Consider the following 25,905-nt stretch of genomic DNA (forward strand, 5'->3'; position numbering starts at 1 on the left):
GGGACAAAGGGGCGGTAACAGCGGTGCAGCGGCGGTACTTGAGCCTGGCGGCGGCGGGACTGGCCGCCACCATCACACTGACTCTTACCGGTTGCGGAAGCGGTTCGGGCGGCAACGATGTCACCCTCAAGCTGATCGCGGCGGACTACGGCGACAGCAGGGCCAACAGCTCCCAGCACTACTGGGACGGGCTCGTCCGGGAATTCGAGGAGAAGAACCCCGGCATCAAGGTCGACGTCAGCGTCTACAGCTGGACCGACGTCGACAAGAAGGTCGAGGACCTGGTCCGTTCCGGCAAGGCCCCCGACATGGCCCAGATCGGCGCGTACGCCGACTACGCCGCCCACGGCAAGCTCTACACCGCCGACGACCTTCTCTCCATCCCCGTCCAGGCCGACTTCGCGCCCTCCCTCGCGGAGGCCGGCGAGTACCAGCGGCTCCAGTACGGCCTGCCCTTCGGGGCCAGCACCCGGCGGCTCTTCTACAACAAGAAGCTCTTTGCCCAGGCCGGTATCGCCAACCCGCCGCAGAACTGGGACGACATCGTCAGCGACGCCCAGGCGCTCAAGGCGCACGGCGTGAAAATACCCTTCGCGCTGCCCCTCGGCCCCGAGGAGACCCAGGCCGAGACGCTGGAGTGGATGCTCGCCGGAGGCGGCGGCTACACCGACAACATCGGTAAATACACCGTCAATTCGGCCGAGAACGTCAAGACCTTCGAGTGGCTCCAGAAGGACCTCGTCGGCAAGGGCCTCACCGGCACCGACCCCGCCAAGCTCAACCGCGGGGACGCCTTCGCGGGCTTCGCCGCCGGCCAGGTCGGCATGCTCAACGGCCACCCCACCCTCATGAAGCAGGCCGAGGCCAACGGCATCGACTACGGCACCGTCGAACTCCCCGGAACCAACGGCAAGGCCAAGGCCACCATGGGCGTCGCCGACTGGATGATGGCGTTCAAGCAGAACGGCCACCGCGCGCAGATCGGGAAGTTCCTCGACTTCGTCTACAGCGAGAAGAACGTCCTGAAGTTCTCCGCGGACTACAACCTGCTGCCGGTCACCACCTCCGCCTCCCAGGCGATGCTCGCCGACGACCGCTTCAGCAAGCTGCACGGCTTCCTCACCCAGCTCCCCACCGCCCAGTTCTACCCGTCCAACAAGATCTCCTGGCCGCTGGTCTCCAAGACCGTCAAGGCCCGGATGGGCGCCGCCGTCGGCCCGCAGGGCAATCCGTCCGCGGTGCTCACCGACATCCAGAACACCGCCGACACCGCCGACAACGCCACCGAGTGAGGCCGGCGGGTCCGAGGCCATGGGCCGGGCAAACGAGGCCACGGGCCGGGTAATCGAGGCCATGGGCCGGGCGATGGAGCCGCGGTCCGGGCGCGGGGGCCCCGGGCCGGGCACCGCGACCCCGGACCGGGCGCCCGAGGGCGTCCGGCGGTGGGCTTATCGTGGGAATGTGAGGGCGGAGCACGTGGAAGGCGCAGACGGCGCAGACGGCGCAGAAGGCACGGACAGCACGGACAGCACGGACAGCACGGACAGCACGGACAGCACGGACAGCACCGACGGCGCGGACGGCGCGGGCGCGGAGCGCGGGCTCTCCTCCCGCGACGAGGCGGTGCTCGCCGTGGAACGCCGTTCCTGGCCCGGCCCCGGCGCCAAGGAGCGCGCCATCCGCGAACAGCTCGGCATCTCCCCGACCCGCTACTACCAACTCCTCAACGCGCTGCTCGACGACCCCCGGGCGCTCGCACACGACCCGGTGACCGTCAACCGGCTGCGCCGCGTACGGGACGCCCGCCGCGCCCGCCGCTGACCCCTACCGCCGCTGGCCCCTCCCGGCGCCGCCCCCTCGGCGCCCCGGCCCGCCGCCCCGATGCGCCCGTACACCCGGCGTGCGCCCGTGCCCCGCCGGTAGGGTCGCCCCATGGGCAGCACCCCGAACGCCGCGCCGCACCCCGAACCGACGCCGGACCCGGCCCCGACGCCCCCCGCCGTCCCCACGCCGCATTCCGCCGCCGGTCGCGAGGGCCTCGCCGCGCTGCTGGCGCATCCCGAACGCGCCGTCGTCGCCCTCGACTTCGACGGCACGCTCGCCGACATCGTCCCCGACCCGGCGAAGGCCCGCGCCCACCCCGGCGCCACCGCGGCCCTCGCCCGGCTCGCCCCGCACCTGCGCGCGGTCGCCGTCATCACCGGCCGCCCGGCCGCCGTGGCGGTCCGTCTCGGCGGTTTCGACGGCATGCCGGGCCTGGACCACCTCACTGTCCTCGGCCACTACGGCGCCGAGCGCTGGGAGGCCGCGACCGGTGCGCTGCACGCCCCCGCCCCGCACCCCGGCATCGCCGCCGTACAGGCCGAACTCCCCGGCGTACTGGACCGTTCCGGCGTCTGGCGCGGCACCTGGGTCGAGACCGCCGTCGAGCGCAAGGGCGGCCGGGCCGTCGCCGTCCACACCCGCCGCGCCGCCGACCCGCAGCACGCCTTCGAGACGCTGCGCGGACCGCTCACCGAGCTGGCCGAGCGCCACGGCCTGATCGTCGAACCGGGCCGGCTGGTGCTGGAGTTGCGCCCGCCGGGCATGGACAAGGGCGTGGCGCTCGCCGACTGGGTCCGGGAGACCGACGCCGCCGCCGTCCTCTACGCGGGCGACGACCTCGGCGACCTCGCCGCCTTCGCCGCCATCGAGAAGCTGCGCTCCGACGGGCCGGGCGGCGTCCTGGTGTGCAGCGGCAGCAACGAGGTCACCGAGCTGGCCGAGCGCGCCGACCTGGTCGTCGACGGCCCCCGGGGCGTGGTGGCGCTGCTCGGCGCCCTCGCGGACCGCATCGAGAGCCGGGGCTGAGCCCGCCCGGGCCGGAACACCCGGCCCGGGCCGCTGCCGGGCGCCGCTCTCTCCCTGCGGCCCGGGACCGTTCCCCGGGGCCCGGGACTACTCCTTGATGCCCAGGGAGGACAGCGCCGTCGTCCAGTCGTGCGCGATGGCCTGCTGCGCCTTGGCCAGGTCGGTCTTGCCGGAGCAGATGGCGGTCTTGAGCTTGTTCTCCACCCCGTCCTTGGGGTTGTTCGGCCCGGCGCCCGGCTTGTGCCCCGGGGACGGCGGCTCCACCCACAGGTTGCGCGGGTCGTTGGGGTCGCCGCCCAACTGGAGGCTGATGAGGTGGTCGTACTCGGCGTCGTGCATCGGGCCGGTGTAGCCGTACGACTTGGCGTTGGCGGCCTTCTCCCGGTTGGTGATGCTCACCGGCGGCCGGATGCCCTTGGTGTAGCCGCTGGAGCAGATGGTGGCCTTGAGCGTCTGCTGCGTGACCTTCGGGTTGGTCGCCCCGGGGGTGCACTTGGGGTCGGGCAGCGGCTGCTTGTCGGCGGTGTAGCGGACGTGACAGGTGCCGGGGTCGGGCTGCTTCTGGACCGTGTACGCGGACTGCGGCCCGGGGCCGACGGGTATCGGCCCGGACGGGGCGGAGGCGGAGGAGCCCGGCGCCCCGGACTTCGAGGAGCTGCCGCCCTTCGGGTCGGACCCGCTCTTGCCGGACGTACAGCCGGCGAGCGTGGTCGCCAGGACGGTGACGGCCGCAACCGCGGTCCATCGTGCGGAGATTGACATAGAACAAGAACTACCCCACTCCGGCCCCGCACAGGCGCGCGGTGGGAGTGTGGGGGAGCATCCGCGGGGCGCCGGGCCCGGCTGGGCTAGCGACCCCGCCGGAAGCGCTCGCCCACCGCGCCCTGGTCGGTCTCCCACCAGGGCCGGGTCAACTCCGGTTGCGGAACGGCGGGTTCCGCCCGCCGTACGGCCGGTTCGCCCGCTGTGTCGGTGCTGCCGGTGTTGTCAGTGTTGCCGGAGTTACCGGTGTTGCCGGTGTCTTCGGATGCCCGCCCGGCCGGGGTCGGGGCCGCCGCGGGGGCGACCACCGCCAGCTCCCGGTCCAGCTGCGCGTCCAGCGCCGCCGTCCGGCCGCGCTCCGCCCGCACCCACTCCGCGAACACCGCGATCATGAACGGCAGTCCGACCAGCTCCGCGATCGACAGCATCAGCCCGCCGCCGAGCATCTGGTCCTGCTCCGGACTCGGGCCCCACGGCCGGTGCTGGGACGTGTACCAGCCGCCCGCGATCAGCGTCCCGCTGGTCATCACCACGATCCCGGGCACCGCGTCGACCAGCCCGTCCACCAGCACCAGCAGGGCCCGCACCGGATGGCTGCACCACGAGGGCAGCAGCTCCTCCCGGGTGAGCATCGGCAGTACGAACAGGCTGCCGGTGACGATCAGTTGCAGATACATCAGCTCGTGCAGCGGGTCGTGCCGCAGCGCCGTCGAAAAGTACGGCGTGAAGTAGATCGCCAGCTCGGAGGAGAGCACCAGAACGGTACTCACCAGCGGAAACGTCAGCAGCCGCAGCACCCGCCCGGAGAGCGCCGCGCGCAGCCGCCGCGCCGTACGACCGTCCTCGGGCAGCGCCCGCAGCGCCAGCGAGAGCGGATCGCCGAGCGCCAGCCCGAGCGGCGCGATCAGATCGAGCACGATGTTCTGCACCGCGGCCGGCCAGAACAGCTCGTGGTCATAGACCGCCAGCCCGGACATGGTCGCCACCACGACCGCCCCGAGCCCCAGGCCCGCGAACGCCACCGTCCGCGCCACCGGCCACCGCTCCCCGCGCCGCGCCAGCCGGACGACTCCCCAGCCGTACAGGCCGCCCAGCACGAGCACCAGCACGAGCGCGTACGGGTCGAGCTGCCAGCTGCCGGCCAGCCGCCCCGCGGTCGGCTCCGGCAGACCGGCCGCGAGCGTCGTGGTCGCAAGCGTTGTCACTGTCACGGACCACCACGCTAGCCGGGCCCGCGAACGATCTACCGGCGGGGCACCTCGGGGCGGCTCCGTCCGCGCCTTCAAGGCGCAGGCGGACCGACCACCGACGCGCCCGCGCGGGCGCCGATCACTCCGCCAGCGCCCGCAACTGCTCCAGGAACCACCGCGCCGGCGGCAGCGCGGTGGCCGCCGCGGCCAGCCGCGCACTGCGCTCCGCCCGCTCCCGGGCGGGCATCGACAGCGCCGTGTGCAGCGCCTCCGCGGTCGCCCCGACGTCGTACGGATTGACGCCCAGCGCGTCCTCGCCCAGCTCCTCCCAGGCGCCCGCCTCCCGCGACAGCACCAGCGCACAGCCCGCGTCGGACACCACCGGCACCTCCTTCGCGACGAGGTTCATCCCGTCCCGGATCGGATTGACCAGCGCCACGTCCGCGAGCCGGTACGCCGCCAGCGACCGCGCGAAGTCGTCCTTCACATGCAGGACGACCGGCCGCCAGCCGGCCGTCCCGAACTCCGCGTTGATCTCGTCCGCGAGCCGGCCGACCTGGGCGGTGTAGTCGCGGTAGACGGGCAGGTCCTGCCGCGAGGGGTAGGCGAACGCGAGGTGCACCACCCGCTCCCGCCACTCCGGGCGGTCGGCCAGCAGCCGCCGGTACGCGAGCAGTCCGCGCACGATGTTCTTGGACAGCTCCGTCCGGTCGACCCGGACGATCGTCTTCCGGTCCGCCCCGCCGATCTGCTCCCGCAGCGCCGCCATCCGCTCCTCGACATCGGCCTGCCGCGACCGCTCCCGCAGGAACTCCGCATCGGCGCCCAGGCCGTGCACCCCGATCCTGGTCCGGTGCGCCGTGCGGTCCGGCGGCATCGCGATGACGCTGGGCGCCTCGTGGCGCGGCCAGTGCGCCGTGCAGTCCCCGCCCAGCGCCTGCTCGCAGCAGGCCGTGAACGCCCGGGCCCACCGCCCGGTCAGGAAGTTCGCCCGGTCCGCGCCGAGGATCCCCAGCACCAGCTGCCGCTGGATGTCGTCGGGCAGCATCGCGAAGTACTCCGGCGGCGCCCAGGGCGTGTGCGAGAAGTGCGCGATGCGGACGTCCGGCCGCACCTCGCGCAGCATCCCCGGCACCAGCGCCAGGTGGTAGTCCTGCACCAGCACCGCCGCCCCCGGGCTCGCACAGTCCGCGAGCGCGGTGGCGAACGCCGCGTTGTACGCCTCGTACGCCGCCCACTGGCCGCGGAAGTCCGCGTCGAACACCGGCTCCAGGGGCGTCTGGTACAGCATGTGGTGCACGAACCACAGCACGGAGTTGGCGATGCCGTTGTACGCGGCGGCGTGCACATCGGCCGCGATGTCCAGCATCCGGACGCGCTGTCCACCGGTGTCCGCGGTATCCAGCAGCCCACCGGTCCGCCGCACCGCCTCCCGGTCACCGTCCCCCAGCGCCGAGCACACCCACACCGCGTCCGTCTCCGGGCCGATCGCCGACAGCCCCGACACCAGCCCCCCGCTGCCCCGCCTCGCGGTCAGCTCCCCGTCCTCTCCCAGGGCGTACGACACCGGCCCACGGTTGGACGCGACGAGAACCTCGGCACCTGGCTGGACCGCACTGCGCTCGGAGACCATGTCGCGACATTAACCACTGACCGATCCGCGCAAACGTACGGATCGCCCCTCAGGCCGCCCGCCGTTCCGCGTATTCGGGGATTTCGGCCATCGGCGGACGCTCCTCGGTGTCCACATCCGTCGTCCGCGGCACGAAGCCGTGCTCGCCGCGGTCGAACTGGGTGAGCCGGGGGCGCACCAAGTGACCCCGGGCCAGCCGGAGTTGCGCGGTCCGGTAGATCGCCGCGGCCATCCGCCCGAGGGCCTGCCCGCCCTGGTGGCGGTGCTTGCGCACCCCCACGTCCACCTGCGCCAGCGCGTCCAGCCCGACGGTGTGCAGCGCGTCCACCAGCAGCCCCAGCTCGACCCCGTACCCGACGGGGAAGGGCAGCCGCTCCAGCAGCGAACGGCGGGCCGCGTACTCGCCGCCCAGCGGCTGCACGAAGCCGGCCAGCTGCGGCCAGTGCAGATTCAGCAGCGGCCGGGCCACCAGCTCGGTCACCCGCCCGCCCTGCTCGACTCCGGGACGCCCTCCCGGGCCGGCCGCCGCCGACCCGGCCCCGGTCTCCAGCGGCCGGTCGTACATCGCCTTGACGAAGTGGATCTCCGGATCGGTCAGCAGCGGGCCGACGATCCCGGACACGAAGCCGGCGGAGAACTCCCGCAGGTCGGCGTCCACGAAGCAGACGATGTCGCCGGTGGTGACCAGAAGGGAGCGCCACAGGACCTCGCCCTTGCCGGGCACGGCCGGAATCCGGGGCAGCACGCTGTCCCGGTGGACGACCCGGGCGCCGGCCTCGGCGGCGACCTCGGCGGTGCGGTCGGTGGAGCCCGAGTCCAGCACCACCAGCTCGTCGACCAGCGGGACGTCGGCGGTCATCAGCTCGGCCCGGATCGTGGCGACGATGGCGCCGACCGTGGCCTCCTCATCGAGCGCGGGCAGCACCACGCTCACCGTCCGGCCCGTCTGGCGCTTCGCCTCCAACAGCTGCTCCAGCGGCCGGTCCGCGGCGGACCAGGAGCGGCTGCCGAGCCAGCGCTCCACCTCTTCCAGCACGTCTACGACACTCCTCGATGGGCGCCCCGGGGGCGACCGCTGTGATCCATCTCGCGGTTCGGACGACTATCTCAACCGTCAGCGCCTTCGGTTACAGTCTTGAACAACGCGGATCGCCCTCGCATGTCGGGGTCGCCGCGCCACAAACGCCTGGGTCCGCCCAGCGCCATACCGCTCATCCAGAGGGGCAGAGGGATACGGCCCGTTGAAGCCCCGGCAACCCTCCAGTCGGTCTCCGCCGCAGCACGCACTGCGCGCGAGGCTCCCGGCTAGGGAAGGTGCCAAATCCGTCTCACGGCGAGATGCGTCGTGAGGAAGATGAGGAGAAAGGGCCTCGCCTCCATGGCTGTGCACGTCACCGAATCCACTCCGTCTGTCGCTCTGGGCCCCGCCGTCGCGCTCTCCTGCCGCGAGTGCGGGCAGCGCTTCGACCTCGGCCCGATCTTCGCGTGCCAGGAATGTTTCGGCCCGCTCGAAGTCGCCTACGAGCTGCCGACCGGCGACCCCGAGAGCCTGAAGAAGCGGATCGAGGCCGGCCCCGACAACATCTGGCGCTACGCCCCGCTGCTCCCCGTCCCCGCGGACGTGGCCGACAAGCCGAACCTCAACCCCGGCTTCACCAAGCTCGTCAAGGCCGACCGGCTCGCCGCCGAACTGGGCGTCACCGGCGGCCTGTACGTGAAGGACGACTCCGGCAACCCGACCCACTCCTTCAAGGACCGGGTCGTCGCGATCGCCGTCGAGGCCGCCCGCGCCTTCGGCTTCACCACCCTGTCCTGCTCCTCGACCGGCAACCTGGCCGGTGCGGTCGGCGCCGCCGCGCGCCGCGCGGGCTTCAAGTCCTGCGTCTTCATCCCGCACGACCTGGAGGCCGGCAAGGTCGTGATGGCCGCGGTCTACGGCGGCGACCTGGTCGGCATCGAGGGCAACTACGACGACGTCAACCGCTTCTGCTCGGAACTCATCGGCGACCCGCTGGGCGAGGGCTGGGGCTTCGTCAACGTCAACCTCCGCCCCTACTACGGCGAGGGCTCCAAGACGCTGGCGTACGAGATCTGCGAGCAGCTGGGCTGGCGGCTGCCGGACCAGATCGTCATCCCGATCGCCTCCGGCTCCCAGCTCACCAAGATCGACAAGGGGCTCAAGGAGCTGATCGCCCTTGGCCTCGTCGAGGACCGGCCGTACAAGATCTTCGGTGCGCAGGCCGAGGGCTGCTCGCCGGTGTCGGCCGCCTTCAAGGCCGGGCACGACGTCGTACGGCCGCAGAAGCCGAACACCATCGCCAAGTCGCTGGCGATCGGCAACCCGGCCGACGGTCCGTACGTGCTCGACATCGCGCGCCGCACGGGCGGTGCGGTCGAGGACGTCGACGACGAGCAGATCGTGGACGCGATCAGGCTGCTGGCCCGTACGGAGGGGATCTTCGCGGAGACCGCGGGCGGGGTGACCGTCGGCGTGACCAGGAAGCTGATCGAGAGCGGTGTGCTCGACCCGTCGCTGACCACGGTCGTGCTGAACACCGGTGACGGCCTGAAGACCCTCGACGCCGTCGCCGCCGGTCCCACGGCCACCATCCGCCCCGACCTGGACGCGTTCCGCACGGCCGGCCTGGCCGGCTGAGCCGCTTTCGCCCCTACGCTGCCGCCGGGCAGCCTCCACAGTCCTACCCCGCACCCGCTGGAAGGCAGAACCATGAGCGTCAAGGTCCGCATCCCCACCATCCTCCGTACGTACACCGGCGGCGCGGCCGAGGTGGCCGCCAAGGGCGCGACCCTCTCCGAGGTGATCGCCGACCTGGAGAAGAACCACCAGGGCATCGCGGCCCGTGTGCTGGACGACGCGGGCAAGCTCCGCCGGTTCGTGAACGTCTACGTCAATGACGACGACGTCCGCTTCGAGCAGGGCCTTCAGACCCCCACCCCGGACGGTGCGGGCGTTTCGATCATTCCCGCGGTCGCCGGAGGCTGCTGAGCGATCTGCCGCATTTGGCGCCTAATTTGCGCCAACTCTTGCGTTGCTTGACCGAAATTGCCCCGTCCGGCATAAACGGACGGGGCAATTCCGCGTTGTGAAAGGGGATACCATTGGGGCGATCCCCCTCGGCCTATCTCCGCGCGCGTGCCGAACGCATATGAGACCGCGGTGAGTTGTGCCCAAACTGTGCGCGGTCTTTGTCGCTTACGTGGCTTATTCCCGGCCCGAATTGCACCGGAAAATTGTGACTTCCGGTCATATTGCCGATTCCCTGCCGCCGGAATTCTCGTCCGATTGACCTGTTGCGCTGGGCATCGGTCCAGATACATTCAGCGGCGGTCGACGCGTTCCGGCGCACACCCCCATTCGCGGGGTGAGGTCTGACCCGGGTCCGCGGAGTGCGGTCCTGTGCAAGGGCCAGTAATAGGGGAGTTAGGCATGGCTCAGGGCACCGTCAAGTGGTTCAACGCGGAGAAGGGGTACGGCTTCATCGCGGTCGACGGTGGTGCGGATGTATTCGTCCACTACAGCGCGATCCAGATGGACGGTTACCGCACCCTTGAGGAGGGTCAGCGGGTCGAATTCGAGATCTCGCAGGGCCAGAAGGGGCCGCAGGCGGACATGGTTCGGGTCAGCGCCTGAGGCGGCGACCGACTGCGCGTCGGGAAGGCCCGCACCCTACCCATGGGGTGCGGGCCTTCCTGCTGCCCTTTTGCTGCCTCGCGGCCGCTGCCCGCCAGGGCGCGGATGTACCGACCGGCGCGCGGCGGGCCCCGGCGCGCGGGTCCGGGGCGGCGCACGGCGCGCGGCCGGGGCGGGGCGGGCGCACGGGGCGGGCTCGGGAGTGTGGACGGGACGGTGGGCGCTTGCACTCGACAGGGTCGAGTGCTAATCATTGCGTTAGCACTCTCCCCGTGAGAGTGCTGAATATGGACCGGGTCGGTGAGGCCCGCAGGCCGGGTGGGGCAAGGAACCACAAGGCATGCAGGCCGTCCGTCGCGGGCGCCAGCGCGGTCCGAGCTTTCTCCACCCCAGTCCGGGAGGACCACTTCACATGGCCAAGATCATCGCGTTCGACGAGGAGGCGCGGCGCGGCCTTGAGCGCGGTATGAACCAGCTCGCCGACGCCGTCAAGGTCACCCTCGGCCCCAAGGGCCGCAACGTCGTCCTTGAGAAGAAGTGGGGCGCCCCCACGATCACCAACGATGGTGTCTCCATCGCCAAGGAGATCGAGCTGGAGGACCCGTACGAGAAGATCGGCGCCGAGCTGGTCAAGGAGGTCGCGAAGAAGACGGACGACGTCGCCGGTGACGGCACGACGACCGCGACCGTCCTCGCCCAGGCGCTGGTCCGCGAGGGCCTGCGCAACGTCGCCGCCGGCGCCAACCCGATGGCCCTGAAGCGCGGCATCGAGAAGGCCGTCGAGGCCGTCTCCGGTGCGCTGCTCGACCAGGCCAAGGAGATCGAGACCAAGGAGCAGATCGCCTCCACCGCGTCCATCTCCGCCGCCGACCCGCAGATCGGCGAGCTGATCGCCGAGGCCATGGACAAGGTCGGCAAGGAAGGCGTCATCACCGTCGAGGAGTCCCAGACCTTCGGTCTGGAGCTGGAGCTCACCGAGGGTATGCGCTTCGACAAGGGCTACATCTCGGCGTACTTCGCGACCGACATGGAGCGCATGGAGGCGGCGCTTGAGGACCCCTACATCCTCATCGTCAACTCCAAGATCGGCAGCGTGAAGGACCTGCTGCCGCTCCTGGAGAAGGTCATGCAGTCCGGCAAGCCGCTGCTGATCATCGCCGAGGACGTCGAGGGCGAGGCCCTGTCGACCCTGGTCGTCAACAAGATCCGTGGCACCTTCAAGTCCGTCGCCGTCAAGGCCCCGGGCTTCGGTGACCGCCGCAAGGCCATGCTCGGCGACATCGCCATCCTCACCGGTGGCACCGTCATCTCCGAGGAGGTCGGCCTCAAGCTGGAGAACGCCGGTCTCGACCTGCTCGGCCGCGCCCGCAAGGTCGTCATCACCAAGGACGAGACCACCATCGTCGACGGTGCCGGCGACAGCGAGCAGGTCCAGGGCCGGGTCAACCAGATCCGCGCCGAGATCGAGAACAGCGACTCGGACTACGACCGCGAGAAGCTCCAGGAGCGCCTCGCGAAGCTGGCCGGCGGCGTGGCCGTCATCAAGGCCGGTGCCGCGACCGAGGTCGAGCTCAAGGAGCGCAAGCACCGCATCGAGGACGCCGTTCGCAACGCGAAGGCGGCCGTCGAGGAGGGCATCGTCGCCGGCGGTGGCGTGGCCCTGCTGCAGGCTTCCTCGGTCTTCGAGAAGCTGGAGCTGGACGGCGACGAGGCCACCGGTGCCGCCGCCGTGAAGCTGGCCCTGGAGGCCCCGCTCAAGCAGATCTCCGTGAACGCCGGCCTTGAGGGTGGCGTCATCGTGGAGAAGGTGCGCAACCTGACCCCGGGTCACGGCCTGAACGCCGCGACCGGCGACTACGTCGACATGATCGCCGAGGGCATCATCGACCCGGCCAAGGTGACGCGCTCCGCGCTGCAGAACGCCGCGTCGATCGCCGCGCTGTTCCTCACCACCGAGGCCGTCATCGCCGACAAGCCGGAGAAGGCCGCCGCGGCCGCTCCGGGCGGCATGCCGGGCGGTGACATGGACTTCTGATCGACTTCGGTTGATCACCGTCCGCTCGTTCGCCGGGGCGGTACCTCCTCTCCCAGGGGGTACCGCCCCGGCGGCGTTTCCCCCTCCCCGCATCCCGTCCTGCCGTTCCCGCGTGCGTTCCGTCGGCGTGCCTCTGTGTGTTCCGTCCGCCGTGGCTACCCGGAACTCCCGGGCGGGCACGGCGACATGGCGGTCGGCGGGTCGGGGTCACGGCAGCCCGGCCGGGTTACCGCAGGCGGTCGAGGAGCCAGGAGCCAGGAGCCAGGGGCCGGGGCGGCGACGGCCGGCGATCCGGTGACGACCCGGCGATCCGGTGACGGCCGCGCGGACGACCGCCGCGCCGACGCGCACTCCGGCTTCCTACCCGGCCGACTGATCAACGCTGATTTCAGCCGCACGCTGTCCACCGCACGCTGTCCAGGGCACGCCCAACACAGGCCCCCGAGGCGTGACTTCTCCCATCTTGGGAAGCCAATCAGCGCTCCCGTTGGCCAATCCCGTGCTCGGGCGCCGATGTGGTCCGAACGGAGCGCGCTGCCGCGGAGGCGGCAGGCCGGGTCATAGGCGCTCGATGACCAGGGCGGTGTCGTCGGTGACTCCGCCGGGCGGCAGCAGGTCGGTCAGCAGGGCGTCGGCGAGGGTTTCGGGGGCGGCTGCCTGGTGGCGAGCCAGGGAATCGGCGAGCCGCGCGAGGCCGGTGTCGATGTCTTCGCGGCGGCGTTCGACCAGGCCGTCGGTGTACAGCGCGAGGACGTCGCCCTCGGCGAAGGGCACGGTTGCCTGGGGCCGGGGGGCGTGTTCAGGGCGAGCGCCGAGTGGGGGGTCGGTGGCCTGGTCCAGGAACTCCACGGTGCCGTCCCGCTGCAGGAGGGCGGGTGGCGGGTGGCCGGCGCTGCTGTAAGTGACGGTGTGGGTGTCCCAGTCGATGAACGTCGTGGCCACTGTGGTGTTCTCGGCGCCGGCGAGGGAACGGGCGTACAGCCCGAGGACTTCCAGGGCCCTGTCGGGACCGTCGACGGCGCGGCAGGCGGCGCTGAGTGCGCTGCGCAGTTGTCCCATGACTTTGGCCGCGGGCAGGCCGTGGCCGACGACGTCGCCGACCGCGATCGCGATGCGGTCGCCGGGCAGGTCGACCAGGTCGTACCAGTCGCCGCACACGTGCAGCGTGTCGACGGCGGGCCGGTAGCGTACGGCCGCCTGGTGGCGCCCGACCGGGCGGGAAGCGGGCAGCATGGCCTCTTGCAGGCTCAGCGCGACTTCGCGGGCGCGGATGAGTTCGGTGACCTCCTCCACCCGGTGCAGCAGCAGCGCCACCCGCCCGTCCGGACCGAAGACGGGAGTGTTGATCCAGGTCCAGTACCGCTCGTTTCGTACCCCGGGCCGTTCAGGGTCCTCCAGGTCGGCGCGCTGCACCGCCATGATGTCGCGCTCACCGGTTGCCGCCACCCGGAGCAGTGACGCCTGAACGTTGGGCGTGACGGCCGCGGCAGGGGCGTCCGGGTTGTCGCGGAAGTCGTCGGGCAGGTAGCTGCCGATGACCTGCTCGCGGGTGCGGCCCAAGGTGCGCAGGAACCCCTCGTTGGCGTCCGCGTAGATCAGCTGCGGGGTCAGCAGTGCCACCGCGCCGGGAAGGGCCTGGAACACGGCCGCGTAGTCGATCTCCGGTTCCGCCACGTCCTTTTCCGCCACGTCCTTTCCCGCCTCGACGTCGCCACTGGTGTATCTCCACGATAGGACTCCTGCGGCGGAGCTGGGCAGGTCGCATGGGGCGGCCGGCAGGAAGGGCTGAGGAAGTCCGTACGGCGCGCTCGGCAAGGCATGCCGAGCCGTGGGGCCCGCGGCCGGCCAAGAACGCTCGGACCGCCCAGCTGAAGCACTCGGACCGACCGGACGGCGCGCTCGGCTTTCTGGAGCAGGTCCCGCCCGCCTCTCCGGTTCCCGTCTCCGGTTCCCGTTTCGTTCATCGCCGTACGCGGCCGTCCAGAGCCGTTCACCCCGCCCCTCTGGGCACGGCTTCCGTCGGATCCGAACGCCCGCGAACACGTCCGATCACACCCTGCCCAGCGCGCCCAGCGCGGACAAACCTGCCGAGCGTGTGGGGTGTCCGAGCCATGCCAGTTGCCTCCGCGGGTTCACCGCCGGCGCGGTTCCGTTCCGGCGAGGCGATGACAGCGCGACGGTCACTGTCCACACCGGGCTGGATGTGGACAGTCACGATCACGGCTGCACGGAAGCGGGACCGCCGGTAGAGCGGCGATGGAGGGTTGCACCCGTGAATGGGTGTTCATGCGGTCAGGATCGGGCTGATTGCGGTCAGCGGACGATCGCCGGCCTCGCTGACGGACACACCGACGCGGTGCCGGAATTGGCTGGATCGCGCGATCAGGGGACGGGTTCGGCCTGTCGAGTGATGGCAGGGCGCGCAACGACCGGCCCGCCAACGTAGCGGGCATTGCGGGAGGGAACCTCGCCTTGTCAGCCCGCCCCCACTGGAACAGGACCCGCACGTGCCGAACGCCACGAGGACCAGTGCCCGCGCACCGTACGAGCCGCACCTGGACCAGCTCGCCCCCCTGGCCGGCCGGGAGGCGTGCGCGGCGGTCATGTTCGCCGTTGCCGCGCTGCTCTATAACTGGTGGCTGCTGGAGTTCCTGCTGCCCACCGGCCTCGATCCACGGCACTCGTATGTCAGCGAGCTCTATGCCGCCGACCAGCCGTTCCGCTGGCTCTTCGGCGGACTGGAGAGCTTCTGCGCCGTGCTGGTCGTCACCGGCTCACTGCTCGCCCGCCGCGCGGTGCCCGGCCGCTGGGCACGCCTCGGCTGGCTGGCCATGGTCGGCCAGGGCCTGTCCTCCCTGGCGGACGTCCTCCTCCCCATGGCCTGCGCACCCTCCGCGGAGCCCGGCTGCGAGGCCGTCCACCCTTGGCACACCGCCACCAGCGCCTTCGCCCACTTCTTCCTGTTCGCCTCGATGGTGCTGCTCAGCCGCGCCGCCAGCCGCGACCGCCGCCGCCTGCCGCTGATCCGCCGCTGGGGCACCCGCGTCCTCGCGCTCGCGCTGCCCGCCGCCGTCCTGACGGTCGGCCCGCTCCTCGGCCACCCCGGCTGGCACGGTGTCCCCCAGCGCGCGCACCTCACCCTGGTGGGGGTGTGGTTCGTGCTGCTGTCGGCCGAACTGGCCAGGGCGGCCCGGAGAAGCGGCCGAACGCTCCTCGCACCCACGCGCGGAACGGTGCGACGGCACTGACCGGTCCGGCCGGACCGGACGGACCGGCCGCACCGCGGCCTATGTCGGGCTGTGTCGGGCTGTGTCCCGGCCAGGGCTATGCCCTGCTCCGCGTGCCGACCTGCGGCCCGGAGGGCGCCGACACGCGGCGGATGGCGCGCAAGTGCTGGACGTGGGCGCGGACTTGGGCGGGTGGGGTACGGGCCGGGCCACGGTCCGGTGGCGCCTCGCCCCGGCAGGCGCCGCAGATTCCTCCGGGGAGCGCGCCCGGGCGTCCGGGAACACCGCAGACCGTGCACTCCATCATCCGGAGGGGCGTGAGCGGATCGAGAGCGTCGGGCGGACCGAGGCGGCTGAGTCCGCCGCCGGGACCGAGGCCGCTGCCGGCGCCGGGACCGCTGCCGGGGTCGAGGGGCCGCTCCCGGGCGGCTTCGGCCGTGACCGGCGGCAACTTGTCGACGAGCCTGCGGTGCGCGAGTCGCCCCGGGTGGTGGATCGGCTGCGGCAACCCCGTCGTGAGCGCGGCCAGTACCTGTTCCGGCGACGCGCCCCGCGCCAACCACTCCTCGGCGTACGCCTCCAGGGCCGTGCAGTCCGCCGCCGAGAGCGTCATCCGCGGTTCCGCCCGGCCGAGCGCGGCCAGCAGCGCGTACGCCCGGCTGTGGGGGCGCGGCGGACGCGCCGCGGCCGGGGGTTCGTCCTCGGGGGCGTCCGCGGGCTCCTCGTGGGGCCGGGGCTGCGTGCGAGGCCGCTCGTCCGACGGCGCCCCGGCAGTCGGAACGTTCCCGGCCCGTAACGCCGCCCACCAGGCGTCATCCCGCGGCGTCCGCGAGAAGTACGTCCGCGTCACCCATTGCTGACTGCCGTCGTCACTCATCAGGTGCTCGGTGAACTGGCGCAGATGACCCGCCTCGGACAGCCGCCGCCGTACGGTCCGCAGCGCGCACTGGCCGTAGTCCGCCAGCACCTTGGCCAGCGTCTTCACGGAGATGTCCGCCCCTTCGGGCAGCCGGTCGAGGTACGCGGCGACCGACGCCTCACGTCGGGGCAGATGCGCGAAGTCGCAGGGGCGGGCCGGACGTTGGCCGGGTGCGCTGCGTTTGCCGAAACCCGGCTTCGCGAGGGGGTGCGGGTGTGCGGAGAGGTGCCGAGGAGAGCTAAAGTCTTCGTACGCCATGGGATCGCTCTATTCGATCTTGTTGGTGAGCCGCAGGATCGCTGGTTTCGATCCTGTTGCTGAGACCCCGGCCGGTGTTGCTAGCACCTGCCGGGGTTGATTTCTTGCTGCGCACGCTAAACCGACGATACGTCGCGTGGCAAACCCGCTACGGAACGTCATCCCTCCTGGTATGCGCGGGAGTTGCCGCGCGGGGGCGGGTGGGTGGGTTTCCAGCCATCCGCCCGTTCCTTGGAAAGAGGGCTCGGATCGCGAGGCTTGAGCCCCGGGGCATGGGCGATTCGCGTACGCTGCTGCGGCGATGACCGAGTTTGTCGAAGAGGTTCGCTCCCGTACCGTCCGCCTGCTGCGCATGGCCAACACGACGGACGACCGGCTGCGCAAGCAGATCGTGGACTACGCCGACGCAACCCCGGAGCCGCCCATCATGGGCCCGCTGGGCATCGGCACGACCGGTTGCCCGCGCTGCCGCCGGACCATGTGGCAGCAGCGGGACAGCGAGGGGCCCGTCTGGGTCTGCGCGTTCTGCGGTCATGTCGAGGGAGTGACGATGCTCTGCCCGCACTGCAAGGTGGCGATGAAGTCCCCCTCTCCCGGCTGGGTGGACCGCTGGTCCTGCCCTCGATGCCCGAGGGTCGCCGCCACCGGCGACAGCGCGGAGGAGATAGAGGCCCGCGAAGCGGCGCGCCTCAAGGCGGTCGAAATGCTTGACCATGCCATCGCTCTGCGTGAAACCGAGTCCGACTCCGGGTAGAACGCATCCGGGAGGTCGGTATGGGGCAAATGATCGAGACGCGCGGATGCGGCAAGTGCCACAGCACGATGTACAAGACCGTGGAAACCGACGAGAACGGCAATCCCACCGACGAGTCGCAGTGGGTGTGCAGCAACTGCGGACACGTGGAGTGAGTGCCGGACATCGTAGTCACGACGTGAACTACGGCGTGACTACGACGTGACAGGGGCTCGTGACGCGCCCGAGCGGCGCAGCACGAGCCCCTTTACCGCATGCGGAACGGACGGCTACGGCCGGCGATCGCTGCCCGCTTCCCTCTCCTTGACGCCCGCGAGGAACGCCGTCCACACCGCCGTCCGGAACACGAGCCCCGGGCCCTGCGGAACCTTGGAGTCGCGAACCGGAACGATGCCGGGGTGATCGTCGGAGACTTCGAGGCAGTTGCCGCCCTCACCGCCGCTGTACGACGACTTACGCCATGTGGCGACTTCGAGGCAGTTGCCGCCGCTGCCGCCGCTGTAGCTGGATTTGTGCCAGGTGGCGGTGCTCAGGTCGTACTCAGGGATGCTCTTCATGGGCGTAATCCTCCGCCACCGATTCAATCAGGGCCAAGGATTCTTTCGGTGACAATGCGTTGGCCCCAAGGAAATCGTAGGCGAGTTGGTAGTGAGCGACTGTGGCTGGATCGTCGTGCAGCAGTCCGGTGCCAAGACCCTGGAGGTAAGCCAGCGGGGGCGCATCTTCGAAGGCCATCAGCTTGAGAGAGCCCTCAAGGGCTGCATGTGCCCCGGCCCTGAACGGCAGTACCTGAACGATCGCCCGGTGACGCCGGAACAAGTCTGCGACCTGGCCCAGTTGCTCAGTCATCACCCTGGGGCCGCCGACTGCTCGGCGCAGCGCCGCCTCGTCCAAGATGCACCAAACGAACGGAGTTGTTGGGCTGTCGAGGAGCCGCGTTCGGTCCATTCGGTTCGCGACCAGTTCGTCGATGACGTCTCCTGTCGCCGTCGGCTGGTAAGCACGGAAAACGACCCGCGCATACGCCGGAGTCTGAAGCAATCCCGGGATCAGCAGCGGCTCGTACTCCCTGATCGTTGTCGCAATCGCCTCCGCCTCCGCAGCCTCCGCGAAGTGGTCCGGGTACTTCGACTTCGTCGCCGCTGTGCAGTTGCGCTCGAAGTACCCGTCCGTGCCCAGGATCTGGTCTATCTGCTGGGCGATGTCGACGTGCATGCGCCGCGTGCCCGCCTCCAGCTGGCCGATGAAGGAGGCGCTGACGAAAAGGCGGTTGCCCAGCTCCTCCTGTGTGAGTTCGGCCTTCTCGCGCTGGTGGCGCAGTTCGGCGCCGAGCATTGCGCGGGGTGATGAGGAGGGGTCGAGGGGTTTCGGTCCGGGCATCGCAGCAACTCCCTGGTGGAACGGAACGGTTGTTGGGTCTGCGCCTCTGTCCAGGCTAGACCGGTTGCCGCCACGCTGTGTGCATAACGAAGAACGCACAGTGCGGAAGGTGATGGTGGAAGTGCTCACGGCGAGTGAGAGGGAGCAGGCGGCCGAGCAGGCCACGGCGGAACTGGACGGCGCGCTGCGGGCGGTGGGGGTGACCCTGCCCTCGCTGTGCGTGGATCCGGTCTCGGCGGCCAGTACGTTCATGGCGCCGCTGGTGGAACTGGGACGGTGCAACGTGGAGACCGCACGGCGGTTGGCCGAGGTCCTCGCGGAGTACGCGAAGGGTGCCGCCTACGGGCACGACGTGCGCGACGGGCACGGCCCGGAGGGACGGCGGCGGTGATTCCGGCGGTCGGCAGCTATGCGATGGACGGGCGTGACGGGCGGATCGGGCGGGTGAGCGGCCACCGGGGGGCCGTTCGTGCAGCTCCGGCCGCCCGGCGGCGGCGCGGAGTGGAACTGCCCGCCCGGTCTGCTGCGGGCAGCTCCGCGGTGCGCCGTGCTCGCGGCCAGGCTGCGGGACCTGAACTGGCGGAGCGGCCGGATCCCGTGACGTGGCGAGTGCGTAACTCCCCTCGTTCGGTGGATGGTTGGGCTTCGTGGCGGTGCTACCCGGCGTCCTGGAGCGGCGCGCGGGCGTCGGTCAAACTGCCCCGATGGGGGACAGGTGGCGCCGCCGTGCCGGCTTCCCCGGCTGTCGGCGCGGGGTCCATGGGCTGCGGGGTGGCGTTCAGGTCCGTACGCATCTGTCTGCTGAAGCCGAAGAGATACGTGGCGACGAAGCCGACCACATAGCCGATGGCGAGGCCGAGGGCGTAGACGGCGACCGTGGTGCCGAGCGGGTGGTTGCCCCTGACCAGGGGGAACAGGGCCCAGCCGGACGGGCCGATGGCGGTGGAGCCGACGGCGTCGCCGAGTTGGTTGAAGAGGCCGACGGTGCCGCCGCCGAACGCGCCGCCGATGCAGGCGGTGATGAACGGGCGGCCCAGCGGCAGCGAGACGCCGTAGATCAGGGGCTCGCCGACGCCCAGGAAGCCGGCGGGGAGGGCGGACTTGATGGTCGTACGGATCGAGCGGTTGCGGGGGAGGCGGACGTAGACGGCGAGGGCGGCGCCCACCTGGCCCGCGCCGGCCATGGCGAGGATCGGCAGCAGGACCGTGTAGCCCTGTTGTTGGATGAGGGTGGTGTGGATGGGGATGAGGGCTTGATGCAGGCCCAGCATGACCAGGGGGAGGAAGAGGCCGCCGAGGAGGAAACCGGCGACGGCGCCGCCGTGGGCGAGCAGCCAGGTGGCGAACGCCCCGATGGCCGTGGCCACTTCGCCCGCGGCGTACATCAGGCCGAAGACGGTGACCAGGCCGGTGAGGAGGACGGTGAGGGTGGGGGTGAGGAGGACGTCCAGGGCCTCCGGGATGCGTCTGCGGAGCTGCTTCTCCAACTGGGCGGCGAGGAGCGCGGCGGCGAGGGCGCCGAGGACACCGCCCTGGCCGGGGGAGAGCTTCTGGCCGAACGCGGTGATGTTGGCGACGCCCGGGAAGACGATGACCGCGGCGACCGCGCCGCCCAGGACGGGCGTACCGCCGAACTCCTTCGCGGTGTTATAGCCGACGAAGACCGCGATCAGCGACATGAAGCCGGAGGCGATGGCGGTGAGGGCCGGGACGAGGACGGGGAGCCAACCCGCGTTCGTCAGCAGGCCGTTGACCCCCGCGATGATGCCGCAGCCGATCAGGGCGGGGATGAGCGGGACGAAGATGTCGGCGATACGGCGGAGGAAGAGCTTGACGGGCGTAGCGTTGCGCGCCTTCTGACGGGCCTTGAGGACGGCGCCTTGCGCGGCCAGATCGGCGGCGGTGGGGTTGAGGGCGGTCGGGGTGGGTCCGGGCGCGGGTTGCGGGGTGTCCTCCGGGCCGGTGTGCGCTCCGGGGTGTGGTGCGGTCGGTGATTCCGGTTGCGGGGTGGGAGTGCTGTCGTCGGCCGCGAGGCGCTCCAGCTCCGGGGTGACCCGGGCGACCGTGCCGGGACCCAGCACGATCTGGTAGGTGTCGTCCTCCACCACGCCCAGTACGGCCGGGAGCGCCTTCAGGGCCTCGTCCTGGACCAGGGAGCGGTCCCGGATGCCCAGGCGGAGGCGGGTCATGCAGTGGGCGATGGAGGTGATGTTCCGGGCGCCGCCGACGAGGGGGAGGATCGCGGCGGCGGTGGCGCGGTTCTTGTCTTCGGTCATGTGCGGCGCCTTGCTGTGTATGACGTAGCGTCAGCAGATTTGTGGGTGGCTTCAGTTGCCCGGGTGGGCGGACTGGAGGGCGGCGCGCAGGTGGCCGCGGGAGGAGCGCAGAAGGCCGGCGGCCCGGCGGCCGTCGACACCGCCGAGAAGAACGAGGATGGCGTTCTTCACCTCACCGTCCGTCTCCGCGAGAGCGGCCTCGATCTCCAGGTCGGTGGCGCCCGTCGCGAGCGCGACGATGCGGCGCGAACGGGCCCGCAGCTTCTCGTTGGAGGCGCGGACGTCGACCATCAGATTCCCGTAGGTCTTGCCCAGCCGAATCATGGTGATGGTCGAGAGCATGTTGAGGACGAGCTTCTGGGCCGTGCCCGCCTTGAGGCGGGTGGAGCCCGTCAGCAGCTCGGGTCCCACGACGATCTCGATGCCGTGCTCCGCGGCTGCGGCGAGAGCGGAATCGGGGTTGCAGGAAAGGCCGACGGTCAGCGCCCCGATCGCGCGGGCGTGCTCGACGGCACCGATGGCGTACGGCGTACGGCCGGACGCGGAGATGCCGACGACGGTGTCGCGGTCGGCGACGGCGATCGCGGTCAGGTCCTCGACCGCCAGCTCCTTGCTGTCCTCGGCACCCTCGACGGCCGAGACCATCGCCGTGGGGCCGCCCGCGATGAGGCCGAGGACCTCGGAGGGGTCGGTGTTGAACGTCGGCGGGCATTCGCTCGCGTCCAGCACGCCGAGGCGGCCCGCCGTACCGGCACCGGCGTAGATCAGCCGCCCCCCGCGGGCCATACGGGCCGCGGTGGCATCGATGGCGGCGGCGATCTCGGGCAGGCGGGCGGCGACCGCGGCGGGGACGGTGGCGTCCTCGCCGTTCATCGTGCGGGCGATCTCCAGGGTGGAGCGCCGGTCGATCTCCGCGAGGTCGGGCCGGAAGGCTTCCGTGGTGAGGGCATCCAACTGCGTCCGGAGAGCGGCGTAGTTGGGGTCGTGGGCAGCTGGGCTGGTCATGGCTGGCGGCTCTCTTCGGGCAGGCGGGGGTGGCGGAGGGGCGGCGGCCGGTGCCCGCGGCGCGGTCAGTGGCCGGTGCGAGGGGAGTGGCGGTGGGCCAGCGCCTCGTAGGAGGCGGAGAGCGCCGGGGCGGCGGTCTCGTACGTGCGCTGTGCCACGCCTATGAAGAGGCAGTCGACCACCAGGAGTTGACTGGTCCGGGAGGACATCGCGGCGGGGCGCAGCTCGCTCTCGCGGGCCGTGGACGTCGTCAGGATGTGGTCGGCGTACGCGGCGATCTCGCCGTCCGGGCGGCCGGTGATGGCGATGGTCGTCGCGCCGTGGTCGAAGGCCACCCGCAGGGGCTCTATGACGTCGGTGGTCCGGCCGGAGTGGCTGATCGCGATGGCGACGTCGCGGGCCCGCATCTGCACGGCGTTGGTCACGGCGAGGTGCGGGTCCGAGTGGGCATGCGCGATCAGGCCGATACGCAGCAGCTTCTGCACCAGATCCTGGGCGACGAGGTTGGAGGCCCCTATTCCGTACACGTCGATCCGGCGGGCCGCGGCGAGGGCGCCGACGGCCGCTTCGAGCTGGGTGACGTCCAGCGCGGCGGCGGTGTCGGCCAGGCACTGCCGCTCTTCCTGCGCGAGCTTGGCGACGACGTCGATGAGGGAGTCGTCGACCGCTATGTCCGCGGTCACCGCGGGCGCGCTGCCGGCCGCCTGCTGCGCCGCGAGCGCGGCCAGCGCCAGGCGTAGATCGCGATAGCCCGGATAGCCGAGCAGCCGGGAGGTGCGGACGACGGTGGCTTCGCTGGTGCCGGTGCGCTCGGCGAGGCCGGTGACGGTGAGGGCGGCGCAGCCGGCGGGGTCGCTCGCGACGGCCTCCGCGACGCGCTGCATGGAGCGGGTCATCGTCGGGGCGAGGGTGCGGACCTTGGCGGCCAGCGCCGCGGGCGCGGGGGACGCCGGAGCGGATCTGCTCGCGGGTCGGATGCCGGGCCGGATACCGGATCGGGACTCCGGCCGGGGGTCGGGGTGGGTCTCGGGGTGAGGCTTGGTGGTCTCGTCCTTGAAAGTTTCCTTCACTCCGCTGTTCATGACTGAAAAGTAATTTCAGCGTGGTGGCGCGTCAATACCCTCCGTGATGCCTGTGGACAGTTGCGTGGCCGCTCGGCGGCGCCTGTGGACAACTTCGACCGGTCGCGCGGACCGCGAGAGAATGTGTGCATGGAGCTGGAGCAGGCATTGCATACCGCGCGAGCGCTGGTGCTCGCCGATCTGATCGCGGACGAGGTCGCGGACGCCGACATCGTCTCGCTCGTCGAGGACGCGGTCTCCCACCGCCGGTGGTGGGTGGAGCAGTGGCCTGACGGTGCGGCGTTCCTCGCCGGGCTGATAGCGCAGGACGTACAGGACGCGCTGTTGGAACGGTACGGACGCTGGCCGCTGTGTCCGGTGTGCATCGAGTCAGGCGATCCCCATGCGCTGGACGTGGAGCCGGAGTTGGGGCCGGATCCGCACTGGGTGTGCCCGAAGACGGCGGTGGCGGTGGCCCCCGTAGGCCGGCTCCGCGCGCCGGCGGAGGGATGAGGTGGCGATCTACATAGATCCGCCCACGTGGCCTGGACACGGAAGGATGTGGTCACACCTGGTGAGTGATCGCTCGTTCGACGAGCTGCATCGCTTCGCGGCTGAAATCGGCGCGCCGCCGCGGGCGTTCGAGCGCGACCACTACGACCTGCCGGCAGAGCGCTATGGGGACGCGGTGCGGGCGGGAGCCGTGGAGGTCGGGTCCAAGGAACTGGTCCGGCGACTGACGGAAGCGGGGCTGCGACGCCCCAAGGGGCGCCCTGGGGCGTAGCGGGCTGCCACGCAACGCAGGGCGCCGGGGGGAGTGCGCTGAGGGGAGTGTGCCGAGGGGGTGCGTCAGGGCCGGTTGGCGGTCTCCGGGGTGGGGGTGGTGGGTGCGGGTGTGGGGGACGGGGCGGGGGAGGGGGAGGAGGAAGCGATCAGCCGGGACTGGGCGGTCGCGCGGTGCAGGCGGAAGGCGACGGCCGTGGTGGCGACCGCTACGGCTGCCAGGGCCGCGCCGGTCCAGGCGACGGACGGGTAACCCCAGCCCGCGCTGATGGCCAGGCCGCCCAGCCAGGGGCCGAGGGTGTTGCCGACGTTGAAGGCGGCGGTGGTGGTGGCGCCGGCGAGGGTCGGCGCAGCGTTCGCGACGTTGAACATCCGGGCGTTGAGGGCCGGTGCGGTGGTGAACGCGGTGACGCCGAGCATGAGGGAGAGGCCCACGGCGGCGACCGGGCTGTGCGCGGTCAGCGCGAGGAGGGCCAGTACGGCGGTGGAGGCCGAGATTCCGGCGAAGAGCGTGCCGAAGAGGTGGGCATCGGCGATGCGCCCGCCGATGAACGTACCGATCAGCGCGCCGACGCCGAAGAGCGCGAGCACCGTCGGGACCCAGCTCTCGGCGAGGCCGGCGGTTTCGGTGAGGAGCGGGGAGAGGTACGAGAAGAGGGCGAAGACCGCGGCGCCGTTCATGGCGGTGGCGATCAGCGCCAGCCAGACCTGCTTGTCCTTGTAGATGCTCAGCTCGCGGCGGAGCTGCGGGCGGTCCTCGCCGGTCGGGACCGCCGTGTACGGGACGAGGGCGATGACGCCGACGAGGCCGACGACGGAGAGGGCGGCCACCGCCCAGAAGGCGGAGCGCCAGCCGGCGTGCTGGCCGAGCAGGGCGCCGGCGGGGACACCGGCGATGTTGGCGATGCTCAGGCCGCCGACCATGACGGCCATGGCGCGGGCGCGCGCGGTGACCGGTACGAGCGATACCGCCACCGCCGCGCCGACTGCCCAGAAGCCCGCGCAGGCCAGTGCGCTGATGACGCGGGAGGCGAAGAGGACGGCGTAGGACGGGGCCAGGGCACCTGCCGCCTGGCCCAGCCCGAAGACGGCGAGCAGGGCGATGAGGGTGGTGCGGCGGGGGAGGCGGAGGGTTGCCGCGGCGAGTACGGGGGCGCCGACCACCATGCCGATGGCGAAGGCGGAGACCAGCAGTCCGGCTTGCGGGATGGAGACCCGCAGGTCCCGGGCGAGGGGCTGGAGGATGCCGGAGAGCATGAACTCGGACGTGCCCAGGGCGAAGACCGAGAGCCCCAGGACGTAGACGGATATGGGCAGGCGGGAGCGGTCGGCTGGTGCTGGCATGTCAGGTACCAACGGTGTTTGTGCGGCTTACATTCCCGATTCCCGGGAGCTTCCGCTCCGGATGCCCGCGGGCATCCGGAAATCCCTCCCGAGGGGTTCGCGGAGGGCGCTGTGGGGGCTCAGGTGCCGGTGGTCAGGAGGGAGAGTTCGGTGGCGAGGTTGTGGCGGGCCGGCTGCTCCCAGTGGGCCCGGCCGTGGGGCGTCGTGAACAGGCGGGGAAGGGCGAGGAGTTGGCGGAGTACGGCGGCGCGGCCGGTCCGGAAGGCGGGGTCGGGGACGAAGGCGTACTCGGCGCGGACGGCGGCGGCGTAGGCGGCGTAGCGCTCGGGGGAGCCGGCCAGTACGGCGAGGTCGGCGTCGCAGAGGACCTCGCCGTTGCGGTCGCCGTCGGCCGGGTCGTGGGTGACGGTGAGGCGTACGAGGCGGGCGACCTCGGCGGTGCGGGGGGCGTCGATGCCGAGTTCGGGGAGGGCGCGTTCGGCGAGGGCGGCGCTGCGCTCCTCGTTTTCCGAGCGGTCGGGGCGGTAGACAGCGTCGTGGAACCACGCCGCCAGCTGGACGGCCGGCAAGTCCTCGGCGTGGTCGGCGAGTTCGTCGATGCGGTCGAGGACCGCGGCGAGGTGATCGGTGGTGTGGTAATGGCGCTGGGGCTCGTCCCATCGGGCGAGGAGGTTCTCCGCGTACGGGGCGGGGTCGGGGCCCGCCTGGGGGTCGCGGGCGTTGGCCACGGTGGTGGCCCAGCGGCTGGCCAGGGTGGTCATGGGCGCCATTGTGCC

26 protein-coding genes and 1 riboswitch are annotated in these 25,905 nt (G+C 71.4%); of the genes, 13 read left to right on the plus strand and 13 right to left on the minus strand.

Features of this window, described 5'->3' with window-relative positions; all coding sequences use genetic code 11:
• Positions 1 to 23 precede the first annotated feature (23 nt).
• The 3 genes from ACO1BR_RS22395 (at position 24) to otsB (ending at position 2,850) form a co-directional block, all read left to right on the plus strand.
• Entirely contained in the window at positions 24 to 1,292 is a 1,269-nt protein-coding gene (locus ACO1BR_RS22395; protein WP_426796857.1) for an extracellular solute-binding protein, read from the plus strand.
• Positions 1,293 to 1,623: 331 nt separating this feature from the next.
• Positions 1,624 to 1,821: a DUF3263 domain-containing protein gene (locus tag ACO1BR_RS22400; RefSeq protein WP_426796905.1), complete on the plus strand. Its 198-nt coding sequence runs from the start codon at positions 1,624 to 1,626 to the stop codon at positions 1,819 to 1,821.
• 111 nt (positions 1,822 to 1,932) lie between these two features.
• Complete coding sequence (gene otsB, locus ACO1BR_RS22405; RefSeq protein WP_426796858.1) at positions 1,933 to 2,850, plus strand: trehalose-phosphatase; 918 nt, start codon at positions 1,933 to 1,935, stop codon at positions 2,848 to 2,850.
• An 87-nt stretch (positions 2,851 to 2,937) separates the two neighbouring features.
• Here the strand turns inward: otsB and ACO1BR_RS22410 are convergent, their stop codons facing one another.
• From ACO1BR_RS22410 to ACO1BR_RS22425, 4 genes are all read right to left on the minus strand, one after another.
• Positions 2,938 to 3,612 carry a hypothetical protein gene (locus tag ACO1BR_RS22410; protein WP_426796859.1) on the minus strand — a complete coding sequence of 225 codons (675 nt, stop codon included), beginning with the start codon at positions 3,610 to 3,612 and terminating at the stop codon, positions 2,938 to 2,940.
• 86 nt (positions 3,613 to 3,698) lie between these two features.
• Positions 3,699 to 4,823 (minus strand): cytochrome c oxidase assembly protein, encoded by a 1,125-nt coding sequence (locus tag ACO1BR_RS22415; protein ID WP_426796860.1) that lies wholly within the window; start codon positions 4,821 to 4,823, stop codon positions 3,699 to 3,701.
• 118 nt (positions 4,824 to 4,941) lie between these two features.
• Positions 4,942 to 6,435, minus strand: a complete 1,494-nt coding sequence (locus ACO1BR_RS22420; protein ID WP_426796861.1) for an alpha,alpha-trehalose-phosphate synthase (UDP-forming) — start codon at positions 6,433 to 6,435, stop codon at positions 4,942 to 4,944.
• A gap of 49 nt (positions 6,436 to 6,484) precedes the next feature.
• A complete protein-coding gene (locus ACO1BR_RS22425) occupies positions 6,485 to 7,471 on the minus strand; it encodes a glucosyl-3-phosphoglycerate synthase (RefSeq protein ID WP_426796862.1) in 987 nt (328 codons plus the stop codon).
• Positions 7,472 to 7,643: 172 nt separating this feature from the next.
• A riboswitch (SAM riboswitch) is annotated at positions 7,644 to 7,796 on the plus strand.
• A gap of 17 nt (positions 7,797 to 7,813) precedes the next feature.
• Between ACO1BR_RS22425 and thrC the strand changes: the two genes are divergently transcribed.
• From thrC to groL, 4 genes are all read left to right on the plus strand, one after another.
• Positions 7,814 to 9,091, plus strand: a complete 1,278-nt coding sequence (gene thrC / locus ACO1BR_RS22430) for a threonine synthase (RefSeq protein WP_426796863.1) — start codon at positions 7,814 to 7,816, stop codon at positions 9,089 to 9,091.
• A gap of 72 nt (positions 9,092 to 9,163) precedes the next feature.
• On the plus strand, positions 9,164 to 9,442 hold the full coding sequence (locus ACO1BR_RS22435) for a MoaD/ThiS family protein (RefSeq protein WP_426796864.1): 279 nt from the start codon (positions 9,164 to 9,166) through the stop codon (positions 9,440 to 9,442).
• 441 nt (positions 9,443 to 9,883) lie between these two features.
• A complete protein-coding gene (locus ACO1BR_RS22440; protein WP_010035953.1) occupies positions 9,884 to 10,087 on the plus strand; it encodes a cold-shock protein in 204 nt (67 codons plus the stop codon).
• A 412-nt stretch (positions 10,088 to 10,499) separates the two neighbouring features.
• A complete protein-coding gene (gene groL / locus ACO1BR_RS22445; protein ID WP_426796865.1) occupies positions 10,500 to 12,122 on the plus strand; it encodes a chaperonin GroEL in 1,623 nt (540 codons plus the stop codon).
• Between the two features lie 558 nt (positions 12,123 to 12,680).
• Here groL and ACO1BR_RS22450 read toward each other — a convergent pair.
• On the minus strand, positions 12,681 to 13,796 hold the full coding sequence (locus tag ACO1BR_RS22450; RefSeq protein ID WP_426796906.1) for a PP2C family protein-serine/threonine phosphatase: 1,116 nt from the start codon (positions 13,794 to 13,796) through the stop codon (positions 12,681 to 12,683).
• 833 nt (positions 13,797 to 14,629) lie between these two features.
• Between ACO1BR_RS22450 and ACO1BR_RS22455 the strand changes: the two genes are divergently transcribed.
• Positions 14,630 to 15,370 (plus strand): DUF998 domain-containing protein, encoded by a 741-nt coding sequence (locus tag ACO1BR_RS22455; protein ID WP_426796866.1) that lies wholly within the window; start codon positions 14,630 to 14,632, stop codon positions 15,368 to 15,370.
• Positions 15,371 to 15,446: 76 nt separating this feature from the next.
• Here ACO1BR_RS22455 and ACO1BR_RS22460 read toward each other — a convergent pair whose 3' ends face one another.
• The gene (locus tag ACO1BR_RS22460) at positions 15,447 to 16,526 is read right to left on the minus strand and encodes a hypothetical protein (protein ID WP_426796867.1); all 1,080 of its coding nucleotides are present in this window, start codon (positions 16,524 to 16,526) and stop codon (positions 15,447 to 15,449) included.
• 301 nt (positions 16,527 to 16,827) lie between these two features.
• Between ACO1BR_RS22460 and ACO1BR_RS22465 the strand changes: the two genes are divergently transcribed.
• Together ACO1BR_RS22465 and ACO1BR_RS22470 are read left to right on the plus strand one after the other, a co-directional pair.
• Positions 16,828 to 17,280 carry a hypothetical protein gene (locus ACO1BR_RS22465; RefSeq protein WP_426796868.1) on the plus strand — a complete coding sequence of 151 codons (453 nt, stop codon included), beginning with the start codon at positions 16,828 to 16,830 and terminating at the stop codon, positions 17,278 to 17,280.
• Between the two features lie 20 nt (positions 17,281 to 17,300).
• Positions 17,301 to 17,435, plus strand: coding sequence for a hypothetical protein (locus ACO1BR_RS22470; RefSeq protein ID WP_268249828.1), 135 nt, complete (start codon positions 17,301 to 17,303; stop codon positions 17,433 to 17,435).
• 114 nt (positions 17,436 to 17,549) lie between these two features.
• On the opposite strand, the gene ACO1BR_RS22475 is transcribed toward ACO1BR_RS22470, so the two are convergent.
• Positions 17,550 to 17,837: a DUF397 domain-containing protein gene (locus tag ACO1BR_RS22475; RefSeq protein WP_426796869.1), complete on the minus strand. Its 288-nt coding sequence runs from the start codon at positions 17,835 to 17,837 to the stop codon at positions 17,550 to 17,552.
• Positions 17,821 to 18,660: a helix-turn-helix domain-containing protein gene (locus ACO1BR_RS22480; RefSeq protein WP_426796870.1), complete on the minus strand. Its 840-nt coding sequence runs from the start codon at positions 18,658 to 18,660 to the stop codon at positions 17,821 to 17,823. The genes ACO1BR_RS22475 and ACO1BR_RS22480 overlap by 17 nt, the downstream gene beginning before the upstream one ends.
• 112 nt (positions 18,661 to 18,772) lie before the next feature.
• On the opposite strand from ACO1BR_RS22480, the gene ACO1BR_RS22485 reads away from it, so the two are divergent.
• Complete coding sequence (locus ACO1BR_RS22485) at positions 18,773 to 19,051, plus strand: hypothetical protein (RefSeq protein ID WP_426796871.1); 279 nt, start codon at positions 18,773 to 18,775, stop codon at positions 19,049 to 19,051.
• A gap of 265 nt (positions 19,052 to 19,316) precedes the next feature.
• Here ACO1BR_RS22485 and ACO1BR_RS22490 read toward each other — a convergent pair whose 3' ends face one another.
• The 3 genes from ACO1BR_RS22490 to ACO1BR_RS22500 form a co-directional block, all read right to left on the minus strand.
• On the minus strand, positions 19,317 to 20,936 hold the full coding sequence (locus ACO1BR_RS22490) for a PTS transporter subunit EIIC (RefSeq protein ID WP_426796872.1): 1,620 nt from the start codon (positions 20,934 to 20,936) through the stop codon (positions 19,317 to 19,319).
• Positions 20,937 to 20,987: 51 nt separating this feature from the next.
• Entirely contained in the window at positions 20,988 to 21,941 is a 954-nt protein-coding gene (gene murQ / locus ACO1BR_RS22495; RefSeq protein WP_426796873.1) for an N-acetylmuramic acid 6-phosphate etherase, read from the minus strand.
• A 65-nt stretch (positions 21,942 to 22,006) separates the two neighbouring features.
• Positions 22,007 to 23,023 (minus strand): MurR/RpiR family transcriptional regulator, encoded by a 1,017-nt coding sequence (locus ACO1BR_RS22500; protein WP_426796874.1) that lies wholly within the window; start codon positions 23,021 to 23,023, stop codon positions 22,007 to 22,009.
• A gap of 129 nt (positions 23,024 to 23,152) precedes the next feature.
• Between ACO1BR_RS22500 and ACO1BR_RS22505 the strand changes: the two genes are divergently transcribed.
• Positions 23,153 to 23,515 (plus strand): hypothetical protein, encoded by a 363-nt coding sequence (locus ACO1BR_RS22505; RefSeq protein WP_159508570.1) that lies wholly within the window; start codon positions 23,153 to 23,155, stop codon positions 23,513 to 23,515.
• Between the two features lies 1 nt (position 23,516).
• On the plus strand, positions 23,517 to 23,786 hold the full coding sequence (locus ACO1BR_RS22510; RefSeq protein ID WP_043265638.1) for a DUF4031 domain-containing protein: 270 nt from the start codon (positions 23,517 to 23,519) through the stop codon (positions 23,784 to 23,786).
• Between the two features lie 65 nt (positions 23,787 to 23,851).
• Here the strand turns inward: ACO1BR_RS22510 and ACO1BR_RS22515 are convergent, their stop codons facing one another.
• Entirely contained in the window at positions 23,852 to 25,129 is a 1,278-nt protein-coding gene (locus ACO1BR_RS22515; protein WP_426796875.1) for a Cmx/CmrA family chloramphenicol efflux MFS transporter, read from the minus strand.
• Between the two features lie 119 nt (positions 25,130 to 25,248).
• Positions 25,249 to 25,890, minus strand: coding sequence for an HD domain-containing protein (locus tag ACO1BR_RS22520; RefSeq protein ID WP_426796876.1), 642 nt, complete (start codon positions 25,888 to 25,890; stop codon positions 25,249 to 25,251).
• Between the last annotated feature and the right edge of the window lie 15 nt (positions 25,891 to 25,905).

The sequence above is a fragment of the Streptomyces sp. YGL11-2 genome (assembly GCF_050054615.1).
Lineage (GTDB): Bacteria > Actinomycetota > Actinomycetes > Streptomycetales > Streptomycetaceae > Streptomyces.

What these genes read in the sequence shown, in the direction of transcription:
- ACO1BR_RS22475 (WP_426796869.1), bottom strand. Translation starts at nt 17,837, where the DNA reads ATGAAGAGCATCCCTGAGTACGACCTGAGCACCGCCACCTGGCACAAA.
- ACO1BR_RS22485 (WP_426796871.1), top strand. Translation starts at nt 18,773, where the DNA reads ATGGTGGAAGTGCTCACGGCGAGTGAGAGGGAGCAGGCGGCCGAGCAG.
- ACO1BR_RS22505 (WP_159508570.1), top strand. Translation starts at nt 23,153, where the DNA reads ATGGAGCTGGAGCAGGCATTGCATACCGCGCGAGCGCTGGTGCTCGCC.
- ACO1BR_RS22520 (WP_426796876.1), bottom strand. Translation starts at nt 25,890, where the DNA reads ATGACCACCCTGGCCAGCCGCTGGGCCACCACCGTGGCCAACGCCCGC.
- ACO1BR_RS22490 (WP_426796872.1), bottom strand. Translation starts at nt 20,936, where the DNA reads ATGACCGAAGACAAGAACCGCGCCACCGCCGCCGCGATCCTCCCCCTC.
- ACO1BR_RS22460 (WP_426796867.1), bottom strand. Translation starts at nt 16,526, where the DNA reads ATGGCGTACGAAGACTTTAGCTCTCCTCGGCACCTCTCCGCACACCCG.
- ACO1BR_RS22500 (WP_426796874.1), bottom strand. Translation starts at nt 23,023, where the DNA reads ATGAACAGCGGAGTGAAGGAAACTTTCAAGGACGAGACCACCAAGCCT.
- ACO1BR_RS22470 (WP_268249828.1), top strand. Translation starts at nt 17,301, where the DNA reads ATGGGGCAAATGATCGAGACGCGCGGATGCGGCAAGTGCCACAGCACG.
- otsB (WP_426796858.1), top strand. Translation starts at nt 1,933, where the DNA reads ATGGGCAGCACCCCGAACGCCGCGCCGCACCCCGAACCGACGCCGGAC.
- ACO1BR_RS22465 (WP_426796868.1), top strand. Translation starts at nt 16,828, where the DNA reads ATGACCGAGTTTGTCGAAGAGGTTCGCTCCCGTACCGTCCGCCTGCTG.
- ACO1BR_RS22440 (WP_010035953.1), top strand. Translation starts at nt 9,884, where the DNA reads ATGGCTCAGGGCACCGTCAAGTGGTTCAACGCGGAGAAGGGGTACGGC.
- groL (WP_426796865.1), top strand. Translation starts at nt 10,500, where the DNA reads ATGGCCAAGATCATCGCGTTCGACGAGGAGGCGCGGCGCGGCCTTGAG.
- ACO1BR_RS22410 (WP_426796859.1), bottom strand. Translation starts at nt 3,612, where the DNA reads ATGTCAATCTCCGCACGATGGACCGCGGTTGCGGCCGTCACCGTCCTG.
- ACO1BR_RS22435 (WP_426796864.1), top strand. Translation starts at nt 9,164, where the DNA reads ATGAGCGTCAAGGTCCGCATCCCCACCATCCTCCGTACGTACACCGGC.
- murQ (WP_426796873.1), bottom strand. Translation starts at nt 21,941, where the DNA reads ATGACCAGCCCAGCTGCCCACGACCCCAACTACGCCGCTCTCCGGACG.
- ACO1BR_RS22515 (WP_426796875.1), bottom strand. Translation starts at nt 25,129, where the DNA reads ATGCCAGCACCAGCCGACCGCTCCCGCCTGCCCATATCCGTCTACGTC.
- thrC (WP_426796863.1), top strand. Translation starts at nt 7,814, where the DNA reads ATGGCTGTGCACGTCACCGAATCCACTCCGTCTGTCGCTCTGGGCCCC.
- ACO1BR_RS22480 (WP_426796870.1), bottom strand. Translation starts at nt 18,660, where the DNA reads ATGCCCGGACCGAAACCCCTCGACCCCTCCTCATCACCCCGCGCAATG.
- ACO1BR_RS22420 (WP_426796861.1), bottom strand. Translation starts at nt 6,435, where the DNA reads ATGGTCTCCGAGCGCAGTGCGGTCCAGCCAGGTGCCGAGGTTCTCGTC.